Origin of the sequence: Stenotrophomonas sp. AS012628, assembly GCF_010608305.1 — a bacterium.
GTDB classification, from domain to species: domain Bacteria; phylum Pseudomonadota; class Gammaproteobacteria; order Xanthomonadales; family Xanthomonadaceae; genus Stenotrophomonas; species Stenotrophomonas geniculata.
Map to the genome: position 1 here is coordinate 59,967 of NZ_VMBJ01000013.1, position 15,600 is coordinate 75,566.

The window sequence follows — 15,600 nt, forward strand, 5'->3', positions numbered from 1 at the left end:
GAAGCACGCAAGCATGAAGTTGACCCTGCCCACCTGGCTGACGTTGTTGCGGATCGTGATGATTCCGGTGCTGGTGCTGGTGTTCTATCTGCCCTACACCTGGACCAACTTCGCTTCGGCGGCGATCTTCGGCCTGGCCGCGATCACCGACTGGCTCGATGGCTGGATCGCCCGCCGCTACCAGCTGGAGTCGGCCTTCGGCGCCTTCCTCGACCCGGTCGCGGACAAGCTGATGGTGGCGGTGGCGCTGTTCCTGATCGTGCAGGGCCACCCGACGCCGTGGATGGCGTTCTGGGCGGCGGTGATCGTCGGTCGCGAGATCGCGGTGTCGGCGCTGCGCGAATGGATGGCCGAACTGGGCCAGCGCGCCAAGGTGCGCGTGGCGATGATCGGCAAGGTCAAGACCACCGCGCAGATGGTCGCGCTGCTGTGCCTGCTGTATTCGGTGGCGCCGAACGTGCCGGTGGAAGACATCTGGATGGGCTGGCCGGTGTTCCATATCGGCGACTGGACCCTGGCGATTGCCGCGGTGCTGACCCTGTGGTCGGGCCTGCAGTACCTGCACGCCGCCTGGCCGAGCCTGCGCGATGACGAGCGCGCCGCACGCGAGCGCTCGCGGCAGAAGAAGCTGGGCAACTGACCCCATCGATGCGCGTATCCACGCATGGCGCCGATACGCGACGCCGGGCACCTCGCAGACCCTGAAAAAAGCGCTTGACGGCATCCTTGGAATAGGTAAAATTTCGCCTCCCAAGCGGGAATAGCTCAGTTGGTAGAGCGCAACCTTGCCAAGGTTGAGGTCGCGAGTTCGAGTCTCGTTTCCCGCTCCAGATTCAAGAAAGACGCTCCCGCAAGGGGGCGTTTTTCGTTTGCGTAGAACCCGCTTCATCCCCACTTCACCGTCACTCCTTCGCCTCACCACGCGGCAGTTCGAAGCTGCATCTGTGTTCCTCCAGGACGATGCAGCAATGCCCCACACTCCCTCCGCCTACGACCACGATGTGGTCATCGTCGGCGCCAGCTTCGCCGGTGCCGCCTGCGCATTGGCCGCTGCCCAGTACGGCCTGCGCGTCTGCGTGCTGGAACGCAAGGCCGACCCCGGCGAGCGCCTGCACACCACCGGCATCGTGGTGAAAGAGGCGATGGAGCAGACCTGGCTGGGGCGCATGCCCGAACATCTCGTGCAACGCGTCGCAAACGTGCGCCTGTATGCGCCGAATCTGTGCAGCGTGTTACTGGCCGCGCCCGGCTACTACTTCCTCACCACCGATACGCCGAACCTGATGCGCTGGCTGGCCAGCGAGCTGCGCGCGAACGGTGTCGACTTGCGCCTGCAGCAGTCCTTCACCGATGCACATCGCAATGGTGACGGCTGGCTGGTGGATGGGGCAGGGCGATGTGCCTATCTGGTTGGCGCTGATGGCGCACGTTCACGTGTGGCACAGCGCACCGGGCTCGGCCAGGTGCGTGACAACCTCTACGGCGTCGAACGTGAGTTCGCCGGCCTGCAGGTGACGCAGGGCGATGCGCTGCATTGCTTCGTCAGCAAGCGCTACGCGCCGGGTTACATCGGCTGGGTCGCGCAGAATCCAACCGGCCTGCAGGTCGGGTTGGCGCTGCGTCACGACCCGCAACAGGTGCGGCCGCCAGATATTGAAGGTTTCCTCGGCCACGTGCGCGATGTGGTCGGCATTCCGCCTTCGGCGCGTCCCTCGGCCACCCGCGCCGGCCTGGTGCCCTGCGGCCGGCTGGATGGGCCGATCACCGGCCAACGCGTGATCCTGACCGGCGACGCGGCGGGCATCGTCTCGCCGCTCTCCGCCGGGGGCATCCACTCCTCTTGGCGGCATGGCTGGGCGGTCGGCGAGGCGATGGCCCGCCATCTGCGCGGGCAAGGACCGGAAGCGGAACGGGTGGCGCGGCAGGTGGCGCCGGCATTCCATGGCAAGCGCCTGCTGCGCTGGGCGATGGATCATCTGCAGGCTGATTGGCCGCTCGATGCACTGCTGCATACAGCGGCCATGCGCCGCATCGCCGAACAGGTCTACTTCCACCGCCGTGGCCTGCGCACGTGACGCGCGCTTTACCAATGTAATTCCAGAATTCTGTATTTATATAACTGAATGCGTAAATAAAGCACAAAATTCGGGAGTTAAATCAATTGAATGGAGTTGGGGTTAATTCTATAATTTGGGGTGCTAAATGGCATAGATAGAGGATAATGCACGTTATGTTGGATTTAAGCCTCAGCAAGCCCAGCGAGGTCGTCAAGCGACTCTGCGGGCGCTTGCGCACAGAACGCATGGCGTTGGGCATGACACAGTCGGATCTGGCCGGGCGTGCCGGCATTGGTACCAACACCGTGTCCAACCTGGAGGCCGGGCGCAATGTTGGCTTCGAGGCGGTGATCCGCGTGGCGATGGTCCTTGGTCGGATCAACGAGCTCGAAGGCCTGTTCCAGCCAAAGCTGGACAGCATCGAAGACATTCGGCGCTACGAAGAGGCTGCGAACCGCCTCCGGACGAAGAGGAAGCCCCGTAATGCCTGAACAGGTGAAGGTCTTCTACGAAGGGTGGGGAGAGCGATGGCACTGGGGAACGCTGATCTCCAGCATCGCCCTGACCGGCCGCCCGCTGATCGCGTTCGAGTACAGCAACGAGGCCCGGCGAAGGGGGCTGGAACTGTCTTCGTACAAGCTGCCGCTGGCCGGCCATCCGTTGCGGCGGGATTTTCCGGACCATCAGCTGCAACTGCCCGGGCCTGTGTATGACGCGTTGCCAGACGGCTGGGGCATGCTGCTGATGGACCGCATGTTCAGGCGCCGCGGAATCAACGCAGCACGCATTGGCCCGCTCCAGCGGCTGGCCTATATCGGTGGCAACGCGATGGGGGCCATGACGTTTGAGCCCGTGGCGCCCGAAGGTGAGGCGCCGCAGGTCCATATACCGCTGGAGCAGCTTTCCGCGGAAGTGCAGGAGGTGCTCCACGGAGAAGGTGGTGAATTCCTGCAGACCTTGCTGCTGGTGGGTGGTTCGCCCCAAGGTGCAAGGCCCAAGGCCCTGGTCTATCGCGATCCGCGATCGGGCGCGTTCACCACGGCCGTCACGCCCGGCTTCGAAGCCTGGTTGATCAAGTTCCCGGCCAGAGAAGAGCATGCCGAGGTGTGCGCCATCGAAATGGTCTACGCCGAGTGCCTGCGCAGGTGTGGCATCGAGACCCCGGACACGCAGTACTTCAGCCTGCCCAACGGGCTGGCCGCGTTCGCCAGCAAGCGCTTTGATCGCCACGATGGGTTGCGTGTGCCGATGCAGAGTCTTGCTGCATTCACGGGCGCCAACTACCAGACGGCGGGGTCGTTGGACTATGTCAACTTCCTGCGCGCGACCCGGTTGTGCACCAATGACGTGCGGCAAATGGCCGTGGCTTTCGAACGTACGGTCTTCAACGTTGCGTTCAACAACCGGGACGATCATCCGAAAAACTTTGCCTACATCATGTCGCCGGATGGGCAATGGCGTTTGGCTCCGGCCTACGACGTGACCTTCTGCGAAGGACCCAACGGATATCACCAGATGGACGTCATGGGGGAGGCACTGGAGATTTCCCGAGCTGACCTGCTTCGCCTTGCCGAAGAGGCAGAAGTGCAGCACGGGGACGCCAGTGTGGCGATTGGCAGCATTTGCGACGTGGCCAGCCAATTCACGGAAATCGCCAACAGCATGTACTCAAACGTTATTGCTCAAGACACCTTGATCATGATCCAGGGGCGCATCAACGAGAACGTAGCACTGTTGCGGGAAGTCCGGCGTGGCCTGCGGACCTGAAGGGCCGGGTCCAAGGGCCTGAACGCCGCCCTTCACTTCAGGTGAAAATTCCTGTTGACGCCGTGCAGCAATATCGACACAATAGCGCTCCTTCGACGCAGGTCGAACGGAATCTGCGGGAATAGCTCAGTTGGTAGAGCGCAACCTTGCCAAGGTTGAGGTCGCGAGTTCGAGTCTCGTTTCCCGCTCCAGATTCAAGAAAAACGCTCCCGAAAGGGAGCGTTTTTCGTTTGTCACACCGGTTGCACCACCACCGCGCTGGCGTGCCTTGCCGGGCAGGGCGCTGCACCAGGTCCGGGCATTCTGCCGGTCGAAACCGGGGCAGCGGTTGTCCTGCGGAATGTAGACGTAGGGAACGTCATCCTCGTAGGTGAAGTGGTAGTAGTAGGTGCGGTCCTTCCCATACAACCAGTAGTTCGACGAGCCGTCGTTGATCGCATACGGCTCGAAGGTGAGGATCGAGGATCCGGCGGGAATGAAGTTGCTGCGCTCCATCAGTAGCAGCAGGGCGTTCGAGACCAGTGGGGTGGTCAGGACGAGCACGATCACACCGACAGTCGCTGTCGTGATCGAGCCAATCAGCAGCCAGCGGCGAGGGTGTTTCACGGTCGGGCAGCATCGAAGCAAGGAATTGCCGCAATGTGCAATACGCCGTGAAAGTCGTCCAGTGTTCCGTGCCGGGAACGCATTGAAAGCGTGGTGAAAGGCTGGGTCGGCGTTGCCTGAACCGCACGCGTGCTGTGACCTTTTTCGGACGATTTCTCCATGTTCGCTCCACAATCGCACGGTAGCCTTCATGCTCCTTCTACACGTTGGCGGGCTGGTGGTCAGGCGTATCACTTCAGTGGCAGTGCCCAGGACAGGGCGTGGACTCTCCCTGCAGGCAGTGCTGCGCCCCGGCGCGTTGTTGGCAACCCTGGCCTTGGCGGGTTGCATGTCGGTGTCCGTCCCGGACCTGCCGGATCGCACACCCAGCGCCTGGACCCAGGTGCCGCAGGGGCAGGGCGTGGCGGTGGACGCCAGGCAGTGGTGGAAGGTGCTGGCCGACCCGGCGCTGGACGGCCTGGTGGACCAGGCCATCGCAGGCAACCTCGACCTGCAGCAGGCCACGCTGCGGCTGCAGGCCGTGCGGATCGTCGCCGGCACCTCCGACTCGCGTTTCCTGCCGGAAATCTCGGCCAGCGCCAAGCAGGTGCAGGACGCCGCCGCCGTCGATACCTACTTCCATGCCGGCATCGAAGCGATCTGGGACCTGGGCCTGTTCGGCGCCGCCGAAAGCGCGCAGCTGAGCGCGCAGGCCTCGGCCGGCAACGCCGAGGCGCTGCGCAATGCCGCACAGGTGGCGGTGATTGCCGACGTGGTGCGCAGCTATCTGGACCTGACCGTGGCACAGGCCCAGCAGGACCTGCTGGCCCGGCAGCAGACCGTGGACGACCGCGGTGAACAACTGGCCCTGGTCCGCCAGCGCCTGCGCCTGGATGAGCCCGGCGAGCTGGACCGCCTGCGTGCACGCCAGGCCGCCACCCGTGCCGCCATCGCACAGGCTCGGGAAAACGCCGACAACGCGGCTCGCGCGCTGGCATTGCTGCTGGGCCGTGACGGCCCGGATCCGGCCTGGCGCGCGTATCGCACGCCGCCGAAGCTGGGCACGTTCTCGCTGCAGCAGGTTCCCGCGGATCTGCTGCGCCATCGTCCGCAGATCCTGCTGGCCGAGTCGGAGGTGATGCAGGCTGCGGCCAGCAAGGGTTCGGCACGCGCCGCGATGTATCCGCGGGTCAGCCTTGGCGGCTCCATCCTGTATGCCTACAACCTTACCCAGAACGCCCGCTCCAATTCCGATTCCAGTCCGTCGATCGGCCCGTACGTCGATATTCCGCTGTGGGACTGGGGTCAACGTCGCGCGCGTTTCCAGGCCGATGAGAAGCAGCTGGACGCCGCATTGCTCGGTTACCGCAAGGCGGTGCTGGAAGGCGTGAGCGAAGTGGAAGGTGCGCTCGGCAGCCTGGCGCGCCAGGGCAGCAGCATCCAGTCGCTGCGTGTGGCCAATGATGCCGCCGACCAGCAGGTCAAGCGCCAGGCGCGGCAGGTGCAGCTGGGTTTGTCCAGCGAGTTCGATGGGCTGGACACGCAGCGTGCGGCACTCGCCTCGCAGGCCGACCTGATCGGCGCGCAGGGTGCACGCGTGCTGGCCTTTGCGTCGCTCTACCGTGCCCTTGGCGGCGCACCGCTGCCGGTCGAGGGGGAGGGCGAGCAGCAATGATCGCGCTGGCCCGCAAGACCCTGGCCTATGAGTGGCGCCGGTTCCTGCCGGTGGTGCTGGCGATGTGTTTCGCCGGCGTGCTGCTGATCGTGCAGGCCGCACTGGTGCTGGGCATCTTCGGTACCGCCGCGATCTATGTGAAGGCATCGTCGGCCGACATCTGGGCCGGTTTCCCCGGCACCCAGAGTGTCAACTACGGTCATGCGATCAGCGCGGATGTGGAAAGCCACCTGCGCATGGATCCGGATGTCACCCGCGTCGAACCCTACGAGTGGGTTGATGGCGAATGGCGTTCCAGTGCCCAGGGCACCGGCAATGTGTCGGTATACCTGTCCGGCATTTCCACCCGCGACGACGCGATGATGTTCGCTCGCATCCTGCCGGCCGATCTGCGCGCGCAGCTGCGCGAGCCGGGTGCGGTGATCGTCGACAGCGCCGATCTGGATACGCTCGGCGCGGACCTGCAGAACAACCGTGCCTGGATCAATGGCAAGGCCGTGCGCGTGGTTGCCGCGCAACCGGGCCTGCGTGGCCTGGGTGGTGTCAACGTACTGGCCTCGCTGGATACTGCGCGCGCCATCGCCGGTACCGACCCACATGAGGGCAGCACCTATTTCGTGGCGGGCCTGCGCTCGCCGGACCTGGCCGATCGCGTGCGTGACCGCTTGTCCGCGTCGATGGGCCGGGCCATGCCGGTCGAGTTCTGGACCGCGCCGGCGTTCGCCAGCCGCTCGCAGCAGTACTGGCTGTTCGATACCGGCGCCGGCATCGCGGTGTTGTTCATGGCCGTCATCGTCTGCTTCGTCGGCGCGGTGATCACCAACCAGTCGTTCGCCTCTGTGGTGGCCGGCTCGGTGCGTGAGTACGCCACGCTCAATGCACTCGGTGCAGGCCGCTATGCGCTGGCGCGGGTGGTGTTCGAGCAGGCCTTGCTGATCGGCGGCGTGGGTATGTTGCTGGCGGCGGCCTTCAGTACGGTGGTGCTGTTGATCGCGCAGACCCAGCGCGTTCCGGTGCAGCTGACACCAATGGTGATCCTCGGCTGCGTAGCGCTGGTTGCCGTGATGGCCATGCTCTCGAGCATCATGGCGGTACGCAGTGTCGTCCGCTCCGATCCATCGTTGCTGCTGCGTTGAGGACCGGCCAATGACTTCCTTGCGCGCCGTCGCCCCGACCCTGCAGGCCGATGCACTTGAAAAGGGCTTCATGTCCGGCGACGTGCAGGTGCCGGTGTTGCGCGGGCTGTCGCTGGACATCTACCCCGGCGAGCTGACCCTGGTATCGGGCCCGTCGGGTTGCGGCAAGAGCACGCTGCTGTCGCTGCTGTCCGGCCTGTCATCGCCCGATGGCGGTCGCGTGCACGCACTCGGCCACGATGTGGGCCACATGAGCCGCAGCGAAGTGGAGCGCTTCCGCCTGCATCATGTCGGCTTCGTGTTCCAGGGCTTCAATCTGTTCCCGGCACTGACTGCGCTGGAGCAGGTGCAGCTGCCGCTGGGCTACCGCGGGATGAGCAATCGCGAAAGCGAGCCGCTGGCCCGCAAGGCGCTGGAAGAAGTGGGCCTCAGCCATCGCAGCCACATGCGACCGGCGCAGTTGTCCGGCGGTGAGAAGCAGCGTGTAGCCGTTGCCCGCGCCTTCGCCAAGTCGCCGACGCTGATCTTCGCCGACGAACCCACCAGCGCGCTGGACGCCGAGAACGGCCAGCGCGTGATCGACATCCTGCATCGCTACGCACGTGCGCATGGCGCCACCGTGCTGTGCGTGAGCCACGATCCGCGCCTGATCCGGCATGCCGATCGGGTGATCGCCATGGAAGACGGCATGGTCCGTGGTGACCGCCGCCAGAATCAAACTGTAGAGTCCGCCCCATGACCAAGATGTCGCACCTGCTTCCCCTCAGCCTGGCCCTGTCCGCGGCATTGCTGCTCGGTGCCTGCTCCAGGGAGGCGCCCACCCCGGCATCTGCACCCTCAGGCAAGGCGGACACTGCCGTCGCCAGCAAGGTCGCCGTAGCGCGGGGCATCATTGACGTCGAAGGCGGGCTGATCGCACTGGCGCCGCCGGTGGATGGCTCGATCACTGCCGCACCGGTGAAGGAAGGTGCCACGGTGAAGAAGGGGCAGCTGCTGCTGTCGCTGGATGGCGCCCTGCTGCAGCAGGAAGTGGCAATGGCCACCGCCGATCTGGCGTTGGCCAATGACCGCCTGAAAGGCAGCCAAGCGCAGCTGCGCGAACTGGAGCGCAACGCCACCCGCCTGTCCACGGGCGCCAGCGAAGGTGTGTCCTCGAACCAGCAGGCCGATGCGGCCAAGCAGCAGTTGGCCGGTGTGCGCGCCGACGTCGACGTGGCCGGTGCGCAGGTCGACATGGCCCAACACAAGCTGGAACACGCCAGGCTGAAACTGCAGCAGATGTCGCTGAGCGCGCCGGAAGCCGGCACCGTGGTCGGCCAGGTGCCGGGCCTTGGCGCATTCGTGCAGGCCGGCAAGCCGGCGATCTCACTGCTGCCGGCGCGCCCGCTGCAGGTGCGCGCCGAACTCAGCGCGGCCTACGCCGATGCCGTGCAGGTGGGCATGAAGGCTACCGTCGTGCCAGATAGCGATGGCGCCGAAAACACCGGCACGCTGCCAGCTGCGCGCGTGGTGCGCATCAGCCCGGTGTTCGCGCAGGCGCGCCTGCCTGAAGACGCAGGGCGCGGCGTGGCCAAGGTGGTGGAGTGCGTGCTGGAGTTCGATGGCGAGGCCAAGGCGCGCTTCGGCCAGCACGTGCGGGTGGAGTTCCTGAACTAGGCCTGGCGTTGGGTGGGGCCGTCTATGGGCCCTTTCGATGCCTGAGTGCCCGCCACGCGCTCACCGCCGACACCGCGCACAGCGCCAGCAGCAGGCCCACGTCCAGCAGCAGCAACCACAGCAGATGCATGCCGTGCACGGGTGGCTGGTGCATGGCCGACAGCATCCACGGTACCGACCACGCCAGCAGCAGAACGAAGGCGATCAGCAGGCGCAGCCACAGTCGTTTCAGTCTCCAGGGCCGCACGATCAAGGCGGCTACCACCAGTTCAACCGTACCCAGCAACGCGAACACGATGACGGTGCTGGTCGGGTAGGGCAGCTCGGCGCCTTCCAGGCGGTGCAGCAACCAGTAGTCCGGAGTGAAGCCGGCATTGACCAGCGCAGCGATCAGCGCCAGCCAAGTGAGCGCGACCAGCAACCAGAACAGGCGGATGTAGCGTCTAGGCATCGGCGATGTCCGGGGTGGCACGCAGGCGGCTGCGTGATGCGTACCATGCGGATGTGACGATCGCGGCCAGTGCCAGCAGGCCGGGCCCGATGGTGAAGTACAGCAGGCGCAGCGGGTGGTTGTGCATCAGTGTCCAGGTCGCGAACGCCAAGGGGATCGCCAGCACCAACAGCCTGGCGAACAGCGGCCGCAACACCGCGATCAGCGGCTGCGCGCCAATGAACATCCAGAACAGATAAAACTGGGCGATGCCCAGGCCGATGTCACGATGTGAGGTAAAGCCGAAATGGTCGCGATACCCGTTCATTCCCAGCGGTATCAGTGCCCAGTACAGCAGGGCCACCAGCAGATGCAGCAGCAGGGCGATCAACAGGGGCGTGCCGCGAAGGAGCATGGGCGAACGGGGCCGGGCGGGGCAGCGTACCCCAGCGCGGACGCCCGTGACCGCATGGTGTGAAGGCTGTTGACGGCGTGAAGGAATTTGGACACAATAGCGCTCCTTCGACGCAGGTCGAACGGAATCTGCGGGAATAGCTCAGTTGGTAGAGCGCAACCTTGCCAAGGTTGAGGTCGCGAGTTCGAGTCTCGTTTCCCGCTCCAGATTCTACAGGGCCCCGGTAGGGGCCTTGTTTTTCTCTCGCCACGGCAAGGCGGGGCACGTTGAGCCACAAGGCTTTACGCGCAGTCAGAAAGGTGAAATCGCTGGTGTGTTTTCCGGATTTCCGGTACCATGTCGGTTTACGCGGGAATAGCTCAGTTGGTAGAGCGCAACCTTGCCAAGGTTGAGGTCGCGAGTTCGAGTCTCGTTTCCCGCTCCATGTTCCGACAGGCCCCATCTTGGGGTTTTGTCTTGTCAGGGCTATGTTCCTGGCGCGCAGTACGTTGGCCTCATGGCAGAGTGGCTATGCACCGGATTGCAAATCCGTTTACAGCGGTTCGATTCCGCTTGAGGCCTCCAATTGAAAAGCCCTGACCTCGGTCAGGGCTTTTTGTTTGCCTGGATACCAGCACGCGCCCGGATCGATACCCGCTACAGCCGGGCCAGCGCCTGCACCGTGGCCTGGGTCAGCGGCTGGGGCAGGGCATCCAGCGCGAACCAGCCCAGCCCGGTCTGAACCCCCGGCTCCTGGATGGAGGCCTCGGCACCCGCAGCTGCCCGAGCCTCGAAGATCGGCGCGACCCAGTGCTGCGCGAGCGCCGGCTCGAAATGATCGGCCACGCACAGCAGGCGCAGCAGCGTCACTTCCAGCGCCGTTTCCTCGCGGATTTCGCGGACCACGGCGGCCTCCACCGTTTCCATCCAGTCGACTTTGCCGCCGGGCAGGCCCCAATGCCCGCGCTCCGGATCGCGTCCGCGCTGGATCAGCAGGATGCGGCCGTCGGCATCACGGACGACGGCGCCGCATCCAACGCGGGGAATCTGCAGTTCAGTCATGGCGGAGAAAAGGACGTTCCACATTCTTGCATGCACGCCGCATCAGTGGACCCGCGCTACGCTGGGCACCTGTGCATCAACAGCTTCACGAGGGTGTCGCATGCTCATCCGGCAACTCAGCGCTGACGACGCCGAGATTCTCTGGCAAGCGCGGTTGCAGGCGCTTTGCGAGTCGCCTGCGGCGTTCCTGTCCACGCTGGCCGAGGCGCAGAATGACTCGGCGGAGGTGATGCGCGCCCAGCTTGCTGATCCCGGTACGCGCTACTTCGGCGCTTTGATCGACGGCATGCTTGCGGGCTTCCTGCGTTATGTACGCCCGATGCGAATGGCGCGACGGCATACGGCGGAAGTGCACAGTGTCCACGTGGGCACCGACCATCGTGGCCAGGGTGTCGCCCGCCAGCTTCTTCTTGCAGCGTTCGCGGCTGCGCGCGCGGAAGGCATTGAATCGCTCTCCCTCACGGTGCTGGCGGACAATACTGCCGCGCGCGCTGTATGAATCGCTGGGCTTCAGCGTAATTGGCACAGAGCCGCGGGCAGTCAAACGCGCGGGCAGCTACGCGGATATCGTCTCGTACTGGATCTCGCTGTGCTGACGGTGAAATGTTGCCGCAGGCACGGTCATGTTTCCGTGGCACGATGAGGCTGGACACATGTTCCAGGAAGACAGGGCAATGCACGTTCAGGTATCCAGCAGGGAGCGCGTGGCGCCGGAGCACCGTCACCAAGCGGAGGATCTGCTCCGCGAGGCGTTCCCGGACATGCAGGGCGACGGCTATGCTATCCCGGGGCCGGTCGCTCTGGTCCTGGCGATGGAAGGCGATCATGTGGTCGCTCACCTTGCACTGTACGAACGCAACGTATTGCTGGATGGCGAACCGGAACGCATAGGCTTGATCGGCGGCGTGGTGGTGCGTGCCGACGTTCGCCGGCAAGGCGTTGCCTCGCGCTTGATCGAGGCGGCCCATGCGGAGCTGCGTCGGCACGGTATCGATTTCGCCGTGCTGTTCGCCCTGGATCATCGGCACTATGCCTCTGCGGGCTATGTGCCGATGCAGAACGAGACCTGCTTCATTGAAGACGGTCACGCGCGCCGTTTCGTCTATCGAGGCGGCATGGTGGCTACGCTGGGAGAGCGCCGCTGGACCACGGCCGTGCTCGATCTGCAGGGCGAAACGGTCTAGGGAGCTAGGCAGAAGCGCCCATAGGGGTCTCCGCGCGGAAGTTGCGCCCGACCGGTTCGCTCACGCCCACGTAGTGGCGGAACAGGTAGATCAGCGGTTTCCAGTGCGCAACGTCGATGTGCTGGGTGCCCGCCACGGTGATCGCTTCGTGCGCATGCACGCAACGGATCCGTCCTTCAACGATCACGAAGCCCTGGCCGTCATCCTCGCCGGGCGGGTGCATCGCCATCACGCTGACTTCCACTTGCAGCGGGCACTCGGCAATCGCCTCTGGCGCGACGTGGGTGGAGGCGACTGCACTGAATCCACCCAGCGCGAACTTGTCGCGCACGTGCACGTAGCCCATCGCCTGTTTGGCAGTGGGCACCGGATCGCAGCCTGTCGCCCGCGCGATGGCCTCGACCTGTACGGCCTGCGCGGATGAGGGGAAGTTCAGTACACACTCGTTGCGCAACTGCAGGTTGCGATAGCCCTGACCCTGCACGCCGAGGCCCAGCACCACCCGGTTGCCCAAGGCCCAGAATGAAGACAACGGACTGATGTTGCTGCTGCCATCGTCGTTCAGCGTGGTCATCAGCAGCACCGGTGTGCCGGGATACAGGACCGAAGGGGTGATGCGGCGGCGGGGGATCGGAGCGGCTTTCACGGCAGGCCTTGCGCTATCGGGGTGTCCACTGTGCCGTGGCAGCGGGTGCCGATGCTTCGGCCTGCATCGAACTGTCGGCGCGAAACGGCGTGCCACAATGCGGGCATGGTCCACACCTCCGGTTCCCTTGTCAGCGTCGGTGCCCTGGTCGGTGACCAGGCGCGCGCGGCCATGCTGCTGCAGCTGATGGATGGGCGTGCGTATACCGCGACGGAGCTGGCTCGTGTGGCCGGAGTGACACCGCAGACGGCGAGCACGCATCTGCGCAGGCTGATTGAGGGCGATCTGCTGGTCGCCGTCGCGCAGGGGCGACACCGCTACCACCGGCTGGCCTCGCACGAGGTTGCCGACATGCTGGAGGGCATCCTGCGCGTTGCCGACCGCACGCCGTCCTGCACGGTTTCCGCATCACGCAGCATGCCGGCGTTGCGTCAGGCGCGGAGCTGCTATCGGCATCTGGCTGGCGTGCACGCAGTGGCGATCACCGACCGCTTGCTGGGGGCAGGACACCTGGTCCCGCACGAGGGGCATTGGCAGGTGAGTGTGGAGGGTGCAGCGTTCCTGCGGGAGCTTGGCCAGCCGCTGACTGAACTGTTGCGGCTTCCCGTGACGGTCAAGCCTGCACGCTATTGCCGAGGATGCCTGGATTGCACCGAGCGGCGCCCGCATCTGGCCGGGCTGGTCGGCGAGGCGATGCTGGACAGCTTCGTGAAGAACGATTGGCTTCGGCGGATTGAGGGCCGACGCGAACTGCGGCTGACGCAGCCGGGGCGCGAAGCACTGTGGAAGCGGTTCGGCCTGGCGACATAAGTGCCCTGCCAGTCTCATTCGCCCACGACATGGCAAGGCGCTATGGTCGAGTTCCAAGTCTTAGGGAGCTGCAATGGCGAGCAAGGACATGAACGATCGCGGCACGCTGGCGGTACGTCGGCAATGAGCAAATCTTCTGTGGAAGTACGTTGGCTGACGTTCCGGCTGATGAACGGCCAGTCGATTGGACCGGATCGACTGAAGGATGGATGGGTGATTGCTTCGGAGACCCGCCAGTGCGGGGTGCGCCGCGAGTCCATCGAAGGCGCGGGCGTGGTTTACGCGCTGTATGCACCGGCCAACCTCGCCTCACCGCGGCGCGCGGAGATGCGCATGCGCGAATTCCTGATGAGCTCCGGCTACACCTTCACCATGGGCACGCTGGGCGGCTGACGCCGCCCGCTGGGATCACGGGCGCACGGTCAGTGCCTGGCCGAGCATGCCGATCGGACCGCGTGCATCGTGCAGCACGGTGCTGGTCAAGCCGAGACCCTGGTGGCCAAACGACACCGACGTGTCGAAGCCCAGCCACTCGCCTTCGGGCATGCCGAACAGGTGAGCGGTCAGATCGAGGTTGGGGAAGGCGACCTCCTTCGGATCGGCGCGCACGGCCATGCCATTGGACAGATCGAACAGGGTGGCGGCACGGGCCAGTGGACTGACCGGCTCGCCGTCCAGCAGCGCATGCTTCGCGCGCGCCCAGTAGGTGGCACGGCCTGGCCCCTGATCGTGCCGGCGGATCTCCACGCTCTTGATGAATCCGCCTGGCCAGGCCGTACCTGGATCCCATGCGGGCATTGATTCCGGCGGTGCAATGGCAGCGATCGGCGTGCCGGCGATGGCCTGCGCATCGTTCGGGCGCATCAACCATGCACGCACGCGCAGCGCCGGGCGATCGTCATGACGCAGGGTAGCTTCGACCAGTTCGATGGTGCGACCAGCGCGCAGCACCTGTACGTCGGCCTCCATCGCTTCGATCGGAATGGTGCCGAGCAGTCCTTTGGGTGGGTCCCTGATGAACTGCGGCACACGCCGGCTCAGTGCTGGACCGTCTTCAACGCATCGACAATCTGTGATCCAGAGAAGCCACAATGCCCTTCGCCCACTGGCGGCAGCACGCGCGGCAATGGTCGCGCGCCAGCCCGTGCGGCCATCTGCGGATACACCGCCTGCATGTGCGGCACGATGGTGGGGTCGTTGTGGTTGAACTGGATCGCCAGCGGTCGCTTCACCGCGCCGGTCAATGCGAGCGCATTGCGGACATGCGCCTGCGCCGCAGGCACGGGATCGATGCGTTGCACGCCGGCATTGAACGCGGCGTCGTCACCGAATCCGCTGTAGATCACACCAAGGTTGCCGACCGGCATGCCGCCGCTGCGCGTGGCCAGTTCATGCAGGACCAGTGCGTGCAGGCTGATCGTGCCGGCCAGTGCATCAGCGGAGACCTGCAGCCGCTGCGCCAGCAATGCAGCGTGCAACGGATCGTGTTGCAGAGCATTGGCGATGCCCTGGTACAGCTCACCCTGCGGCAGCATGGCTGCCTCGCGCGATACCAACCCGGTGCCCGGCAGCCCCTCCGCCTTGGGGAAGAAGTAATCGAATGCGACCAGCGTGGTCAGCAGATCGGTCGCGATCTGTTCGCCACTGAGATTGGCGCCGCATAGCGACACACCACCGGCGTAGTGTTGCGGGAAGCGCTCGAGGCTGCCAATGGTCACGGCACCGCCCATCGAGAATCCCAGCATCCAGGTGTGGCGTACATGCTTGAGTTCAGCCACTACCTGCTGGCGCAGGCGTTCCGTATCGGTGATCGCATCGGCCACCGCCCAGCCCTGGCTGGCATAGGCACTCTGCGCGACCGCGTAACCTGCTGCCAATAGTGGCGCAGTGCTGTCATTGGCCGCCATGGGTACGGTGCGCGGCACGCCGACCGGTTCATAGCCATGGGCCAGCATCACCAGCTCGCCATTCCAGTTCGCTGGCACATCCAGCCGCCAGGGCGCGCCCTGCAGTTCGCCGCTGAGCATGCGTGCCGCCGTCGGCGGTGCAGCCAGCGATGTCATCCAGGGCAGCAGGCAGAGGGCAACAGCGCATCGAAGCAAGGGACGCATCGGGGTCATTCCATGCGGGAATGGCGCCGAGCATAGATGCCAACGAAACGTTGCGCGCGCTGCACTGCCGCAGGGGGTTGCGGGCCG

Annotated in this window: 18 protein-coding genes and 5 tRNA genes; 17 read left to right on the forward strand and 6 right to left on the reverse strand. The window is 65.1% G+C overall.

Annotated features, from left to right (window positions below; translation table 11 throughout):
- Positions 1–13: 13 nt before the first annotated feature.
- From pgsA to G5A07_RS08495, 10 genes are all read left to right on the forward strand, one after another.
- A complete protein-coding gene (gene pgsA, locus G5A07_RS08450) occupies positions 14–640 on the forward strand; it encodes a CDP-diacylglycerol--glycerol-3-phosphate 3-phosphatidyltransferase (protein WP_191863149.1) in 627 nt (208 codons plus the stop codon).
- A gap of 114 nt (positions 641–754) precedes the next feature.
- Positions 755–830 (forward strand) — tRNA-Gly (locus G5A07_RS08455).
- Between the two features lie 138 nt (positions 831–968).
- Positions 969–2,075 (forward strand): NAD(P)/FAD-dependent oxidoreductase, encoded by a 1,107-nt coding sequence (locus G5A07_RS08460; protein ID WP_191863150.1) that lies wholly within the window; start codon positions 969–971, stop codon positions 2,073–2,075.
- Between the two features lie 146 nt (positions 2,076–2,221).
- On the forward strand, positions 2,222–2,548 hold the full coding sequence (locus tag G5A07_RS08465; protein ID WP_262405878.1) for a helix-turn-helix transcriptional regulator: 327 nt from the start codon (positions 2,222–2,224) through the stop codon (positions 2,546–2,548).
- The gene (locus G5A07_RS08470; protein ID WP_191863151.1) at positions 2,541–3,824 is read left to right on the forward strand and encodes a type II toxin-antitoxin system HipA family toxin; all 1,284 of its coding nucleotides are present in this window, start codon (positions 2,541–2,543) and stop codon (positions 3,822–3,824) included. The genes G5A07_RS08465 and G5A07_RS08470 overlap by 8 nt, the downstream gene beginning before the upstream one ends.
- A gap of 115 nt (positions 3,825–3,939) precedes the next feature.
- Positions 3,940–4,015, forward strand: a tRNA-Gly gene (locus G5A07_RS08475).
- Positions 4,016–4,620: 605 nt separating this feature from the next.
- Positions 4,621–6,084 carry an efflux transporter outer membrane subunit gene (locus G5A07_RS08480; protein ID WP_049455303.1) on the forward strand — a complete coding sequence of 488 codons (1,464 nt, stop codon included), beginning with the start codon at positions 4,621–4,623 and terminating at the stop codon, positions 6,082–6,084.
- The gene (locus tag G5A07_RS08485) at positions 6,081–7,220 is read left to right on the forward strand and encodes an ABC transporter permease (RefSeq protein ID WP_049482955.1); all 1,140 of its coding nucleotides are present in this window, start codon (positions 6,081–6,083) and stop codon (positions 7,218–7,220) included. The genes G5A07_RS08480 and G5A07_RS08485 overlap by 4 nt, the downstream gene beginning before the upstream one ends.
- A gap of 10 nt (positions 7,221–7,230) precedes the next feature.
- Complete coding sequence (locus tag G5A07_RS08490; RefSeq protein WP_010486064.1) at positions 7,231–7,959, forward strand: ABC transporter ATP-binding protein; 729 nt, start codon at positions 7,231–7,233, stop codon at positions 7,957–7,959.
- Positions 7,956–8,876 (forward strand): HlyD family efflux transporter periplasmic adaptor subunit, encoded by a 921-nt coding sequence (locus G5A07_RS08495; RefSeq protein ID WP_191863152.1) that lies wholly within the window; start codon positions 7,956–7,958, stop codon positions 8,874–8,876. The genes G5A07_RS08490 and G5A07_RS08495 overlap by 4 nt, the downstream gene beginning before the upstream one ends.
- A 22-nt stretch (positions 8,877–8,898) precedes the next feature.
- Here the strand turns inward: G5A07_RS08495 and G5A07_RS08500 are convergent, their stop codons facing one another.
- Positions 8,899–9,327: a hypothetical protein gene (locus G5A07_RS08500; protein WP_191863153.1), complete on the reverse strand. Its 429-nt coding sequence runs from the start codon at positions 9,325–9,327 to the stop codon at positions 8,899–8,901.
- On the reverse strand, positions 9,320–9,721 hold the full coding sequence (locus tag G5A07_RS08505) for a hypothetical protein (RefSeq protein WP_191863154.1): 402 nt from the start codon (positions 9,719–9,721) through the stop codon (positions 9,320–9,322). Before G5A07_RS08505 ends, G5A07_RS08500 begins: the two co-directional genes overlap by 8 nt.
- Before the next feature lie 130 nt (positions 9,722–9,851).
- On the opposite strand from G5A07_RS08505, the gene G5A07_RS08510 reads away from it, so the two are divergent.
- From G5A07_RS08510 to G5A07_RS08520, 3 genes are all read left to right on the forward strand, one after another.
- A tRNA-Gly gene (locus G5A07_RS08510) sits at positions 9,852–9,927 on the forward strand.
- A 142-nt stretch (positions 9,928–10,069) separates the two neighbouring features.
- Positions 10,070–10,145: transfer RNA gene (locus G5A07_RS08515), tRNA-Gly, on the forward strand.
- A 66-nt stretch (positions 10,146–10,211) separates the two neighbouring features.
- Positions 10,212–10,285 (forward strand) — tRNA-Cys (locus tag G5A07_RS08520).
- Between the two features lie 72 nt (positions 10,286–10,357).
- Here G5A07_RS08520 and G5A07_RS08525 read toward each other — a convergent pair.
- A complete protein-coding gene (locus G5A07_RS08525) occupies positions 10,358–10,762 on the reverse strand; it encodes an NUDIX domain-containing protein (RefSeq protein ID WP_010486060.1) in 405 nt (134 codons plus the stop codon).
- A 100-nt stretch (positions 10,763–10,862) separates the two neighbouring features.
- On the opposite strand from G5A07_RS08525, the gene G5A07_RS08530 reads away from it, so the two are divergent.
- Positions 10,863–11,261 carry a GNAT family N-acetyltransferase gene (locus tag G5A07_RS08530; RefSeq protein ID WP_019337186.1) on the forward strand — a complete coding sequence of 133 codons (399 nt, stop codon included), beginning with the start codon at positions 10,863–10,865 and terminating at the stop codon, positions 11,259–11,261.
- A 154-nt stretch (positions 11,262–11,415) separates the two neighbouring features.
- On the forward strand, positions 11,416–11,946 hold the full coding sequence (locus G5A07_RS08535; RefSeq protein ID WP_237707001.1) for a GNAT family N-acetyltransferase: 531 nt from the start codon (positions 11,416–11,418) through the stop codon (positions 11,944–11,946).
- A 4-nt stretch (positions 11,947–11,950) separates the two neighbouring features.
- On the opposite strand, the gene G5A07_RS08540 is transcribed toward G5A07_RS08535, so the two are convergent.
- Positions 11,951–12,592 carry a flavin reductase gene (locus G5A07_RS08540; RefSeq protein ID WP_019337188.1) on the reverse strand — a complete coding sequence of 214 codons (642 nt, stop codon included), beginning with the start codon at positions 12,590–12,592 and terminating at the stop codon, positions 11,951–11,953.
- A gap of 105 nt (positions 12,593–12,697) precedes the next feature.
- Here G5A07_RS08540 and G5A07_RS08545 point away from each other — a divergent pair, with 105 nt between their 5' ends.
- Entirely contained in the window at positions 12,698–13,402 is a 705-nt protein-coding gene (locus G5A07_RS08545; RefSeq protein ID WP_010486056.1) for a winged helix-turn-helix domain-containing protein, read from the forward strand.
- 123 nt (positions 13,403–13,525) lie between these two features.
- Entirely contained in the window at positions 13,526–13,795 is a 270-nt protein-coding gene (locus tag G5A07_RS08550) for a hypothetical protein (protein WP_191863155.1), read from the forward strand.
- 15 nt (positions 13,796–13,810) lie between these two features.
- Here the strand turns inward: G5A07_RS08550 and G5A07_RS08555 are convergent, their stop codons facing one another.
- On the reverse strand, positions 13,811–14,431 hold the full coding sequence (locus G5A07_RS08555; RefSeq protein WP_191863156.1) for a thioesterase family protein: 621 nt from the start codon (positions 14,429–14,431) through the stop codon (positions 13,811–13,813).
- Positions 14,432–14,439: 8 nt separating this feature from the next.
- Positions 14,440–15,513: a hypothetical protein gene (locus G5A07_RS08560; RefSeq protein ID WP_019337191.1), complete on the reverse strand. Its 1,074-nt coding sequence runs from the start codon at positions 15,511–15,513 to the stop codon at positions 14,440–14,442.
- Positions 15,514–15,600 lie beyond the last annotated feature (87 nt).

Bases quoted from the DNA above. Each gene is read 5' to 3' on its own strand.
- pgsA (WP_191863149.1), top strand. From the start codon at position 14: ATGAAGTTGACCCTGCCCACCTGGCTGACGTTGTTGCGGATCGTGATG.
- G5A07_RS08460 (WP_191863150.1), top strand. From the start codon at position 969: ATGCCCCACACTCCCTCCGCCTACGACCACGATGTGGTCATCGTCGGC.
- G5A07_RS08465 (WP_262405878.1), top strand. From the start codon at position 2,222: ATGCACGTTATGTTGGATTTAAGCCTCAGCAAGCCCAGCGAGGTCGTC.
- G5A07_RS08470 (WP_191863151.1), top strand. From the start codon at position 2,541: ATGCCTGAACAGGTGAAGGTCTTCTACGAAGGGTGGGGAGAGCGATGG.
- G5A07_RS08480 (WP_049455303.1), top strand. From the start codon at position 4,621: ATGCTCCTTCTACACGTTGGCGGGCTGGTGGTCAGGCGTATCACTTCA.
- G5A07_RS08485 (WP_049482955.1), top strand. From the start codon at position 6,081: ATGATCGCGCTGGCCCGCAAGACCCTGGCCTATGAGTGGCGCCGGTTC.
- G5A07_RS08490 (WP_010486064.1), top strand. From the start codon at position 7,231: ATGACTTCCTTGCGCGCCGTCGCCCCGACCCTGCAGGCCGATGCACTT.
- G5A07_RS08495 (WP_191863152.1), top strand. From the start codon at position 7,956: ATGACCAAGATGTCGCACCTGCTTCCCCTCAGCCTGGCCCTGTCCGCG.
- G5A07_RS08500 (WP_191863153.1), bottom strand. From the start codon at position 9,327: ATGCCTAGACGCTACATCCGCCTGTTCTGGTTGCTGGTCGCGCTCACT.
- G5A07_RS08505 (WP_191863154.1), bottom strand. From the start codon at position 9,721: ATGCTCCTTCGCGGCACGCCCCTGTTGATCGCCCTGCTGCTGCATCTG.
- G5A07_RS08525 (WP_010486060.1), bottom strand. From the start codon at position 10,762: ATGACTGAACTGCAGATTCCCCGCGTTGGATGCGGCGCCGTCGTCCGT.
- G5A07_RS08530 (WP_019337186.1), top strand. From the start codon at position 10,863: ATGCTCATCCGGCAACTCAGCGCTGACGACGCCGAGATTCTCTGGCAA.
- G5A07_RS08535 (WP_237707001.1), top strand. From the start codon at position 11,416: ATGTTCCAGGAAGACAGGGCAATGCACGTTCAGGTATCCAGCAGGGAG.
- G5A07_RS08545 (WP_010486056.1), top strand. From the start codon at position 12,698: ATGGTCCACACCTCCGGTTCCCTTGTCAGCGTCGGTGCCCTGGTCGGT.
- G5A07_RS08550 (WP_191863155.1), top strand. From the start codon at position 13,526: ATGAGCAAATCTTCTGTGGAAGTACGTTGGCTGACGTTCCGGCTGATG.
- G5A07_RS08560 (WP_019337191.1), bottom strand. From the start codon at position 15,513: ATGCGTCCCTTGCTTCGATGCGCTGTTGCCCTCTGCCTGCTGCCCTGG.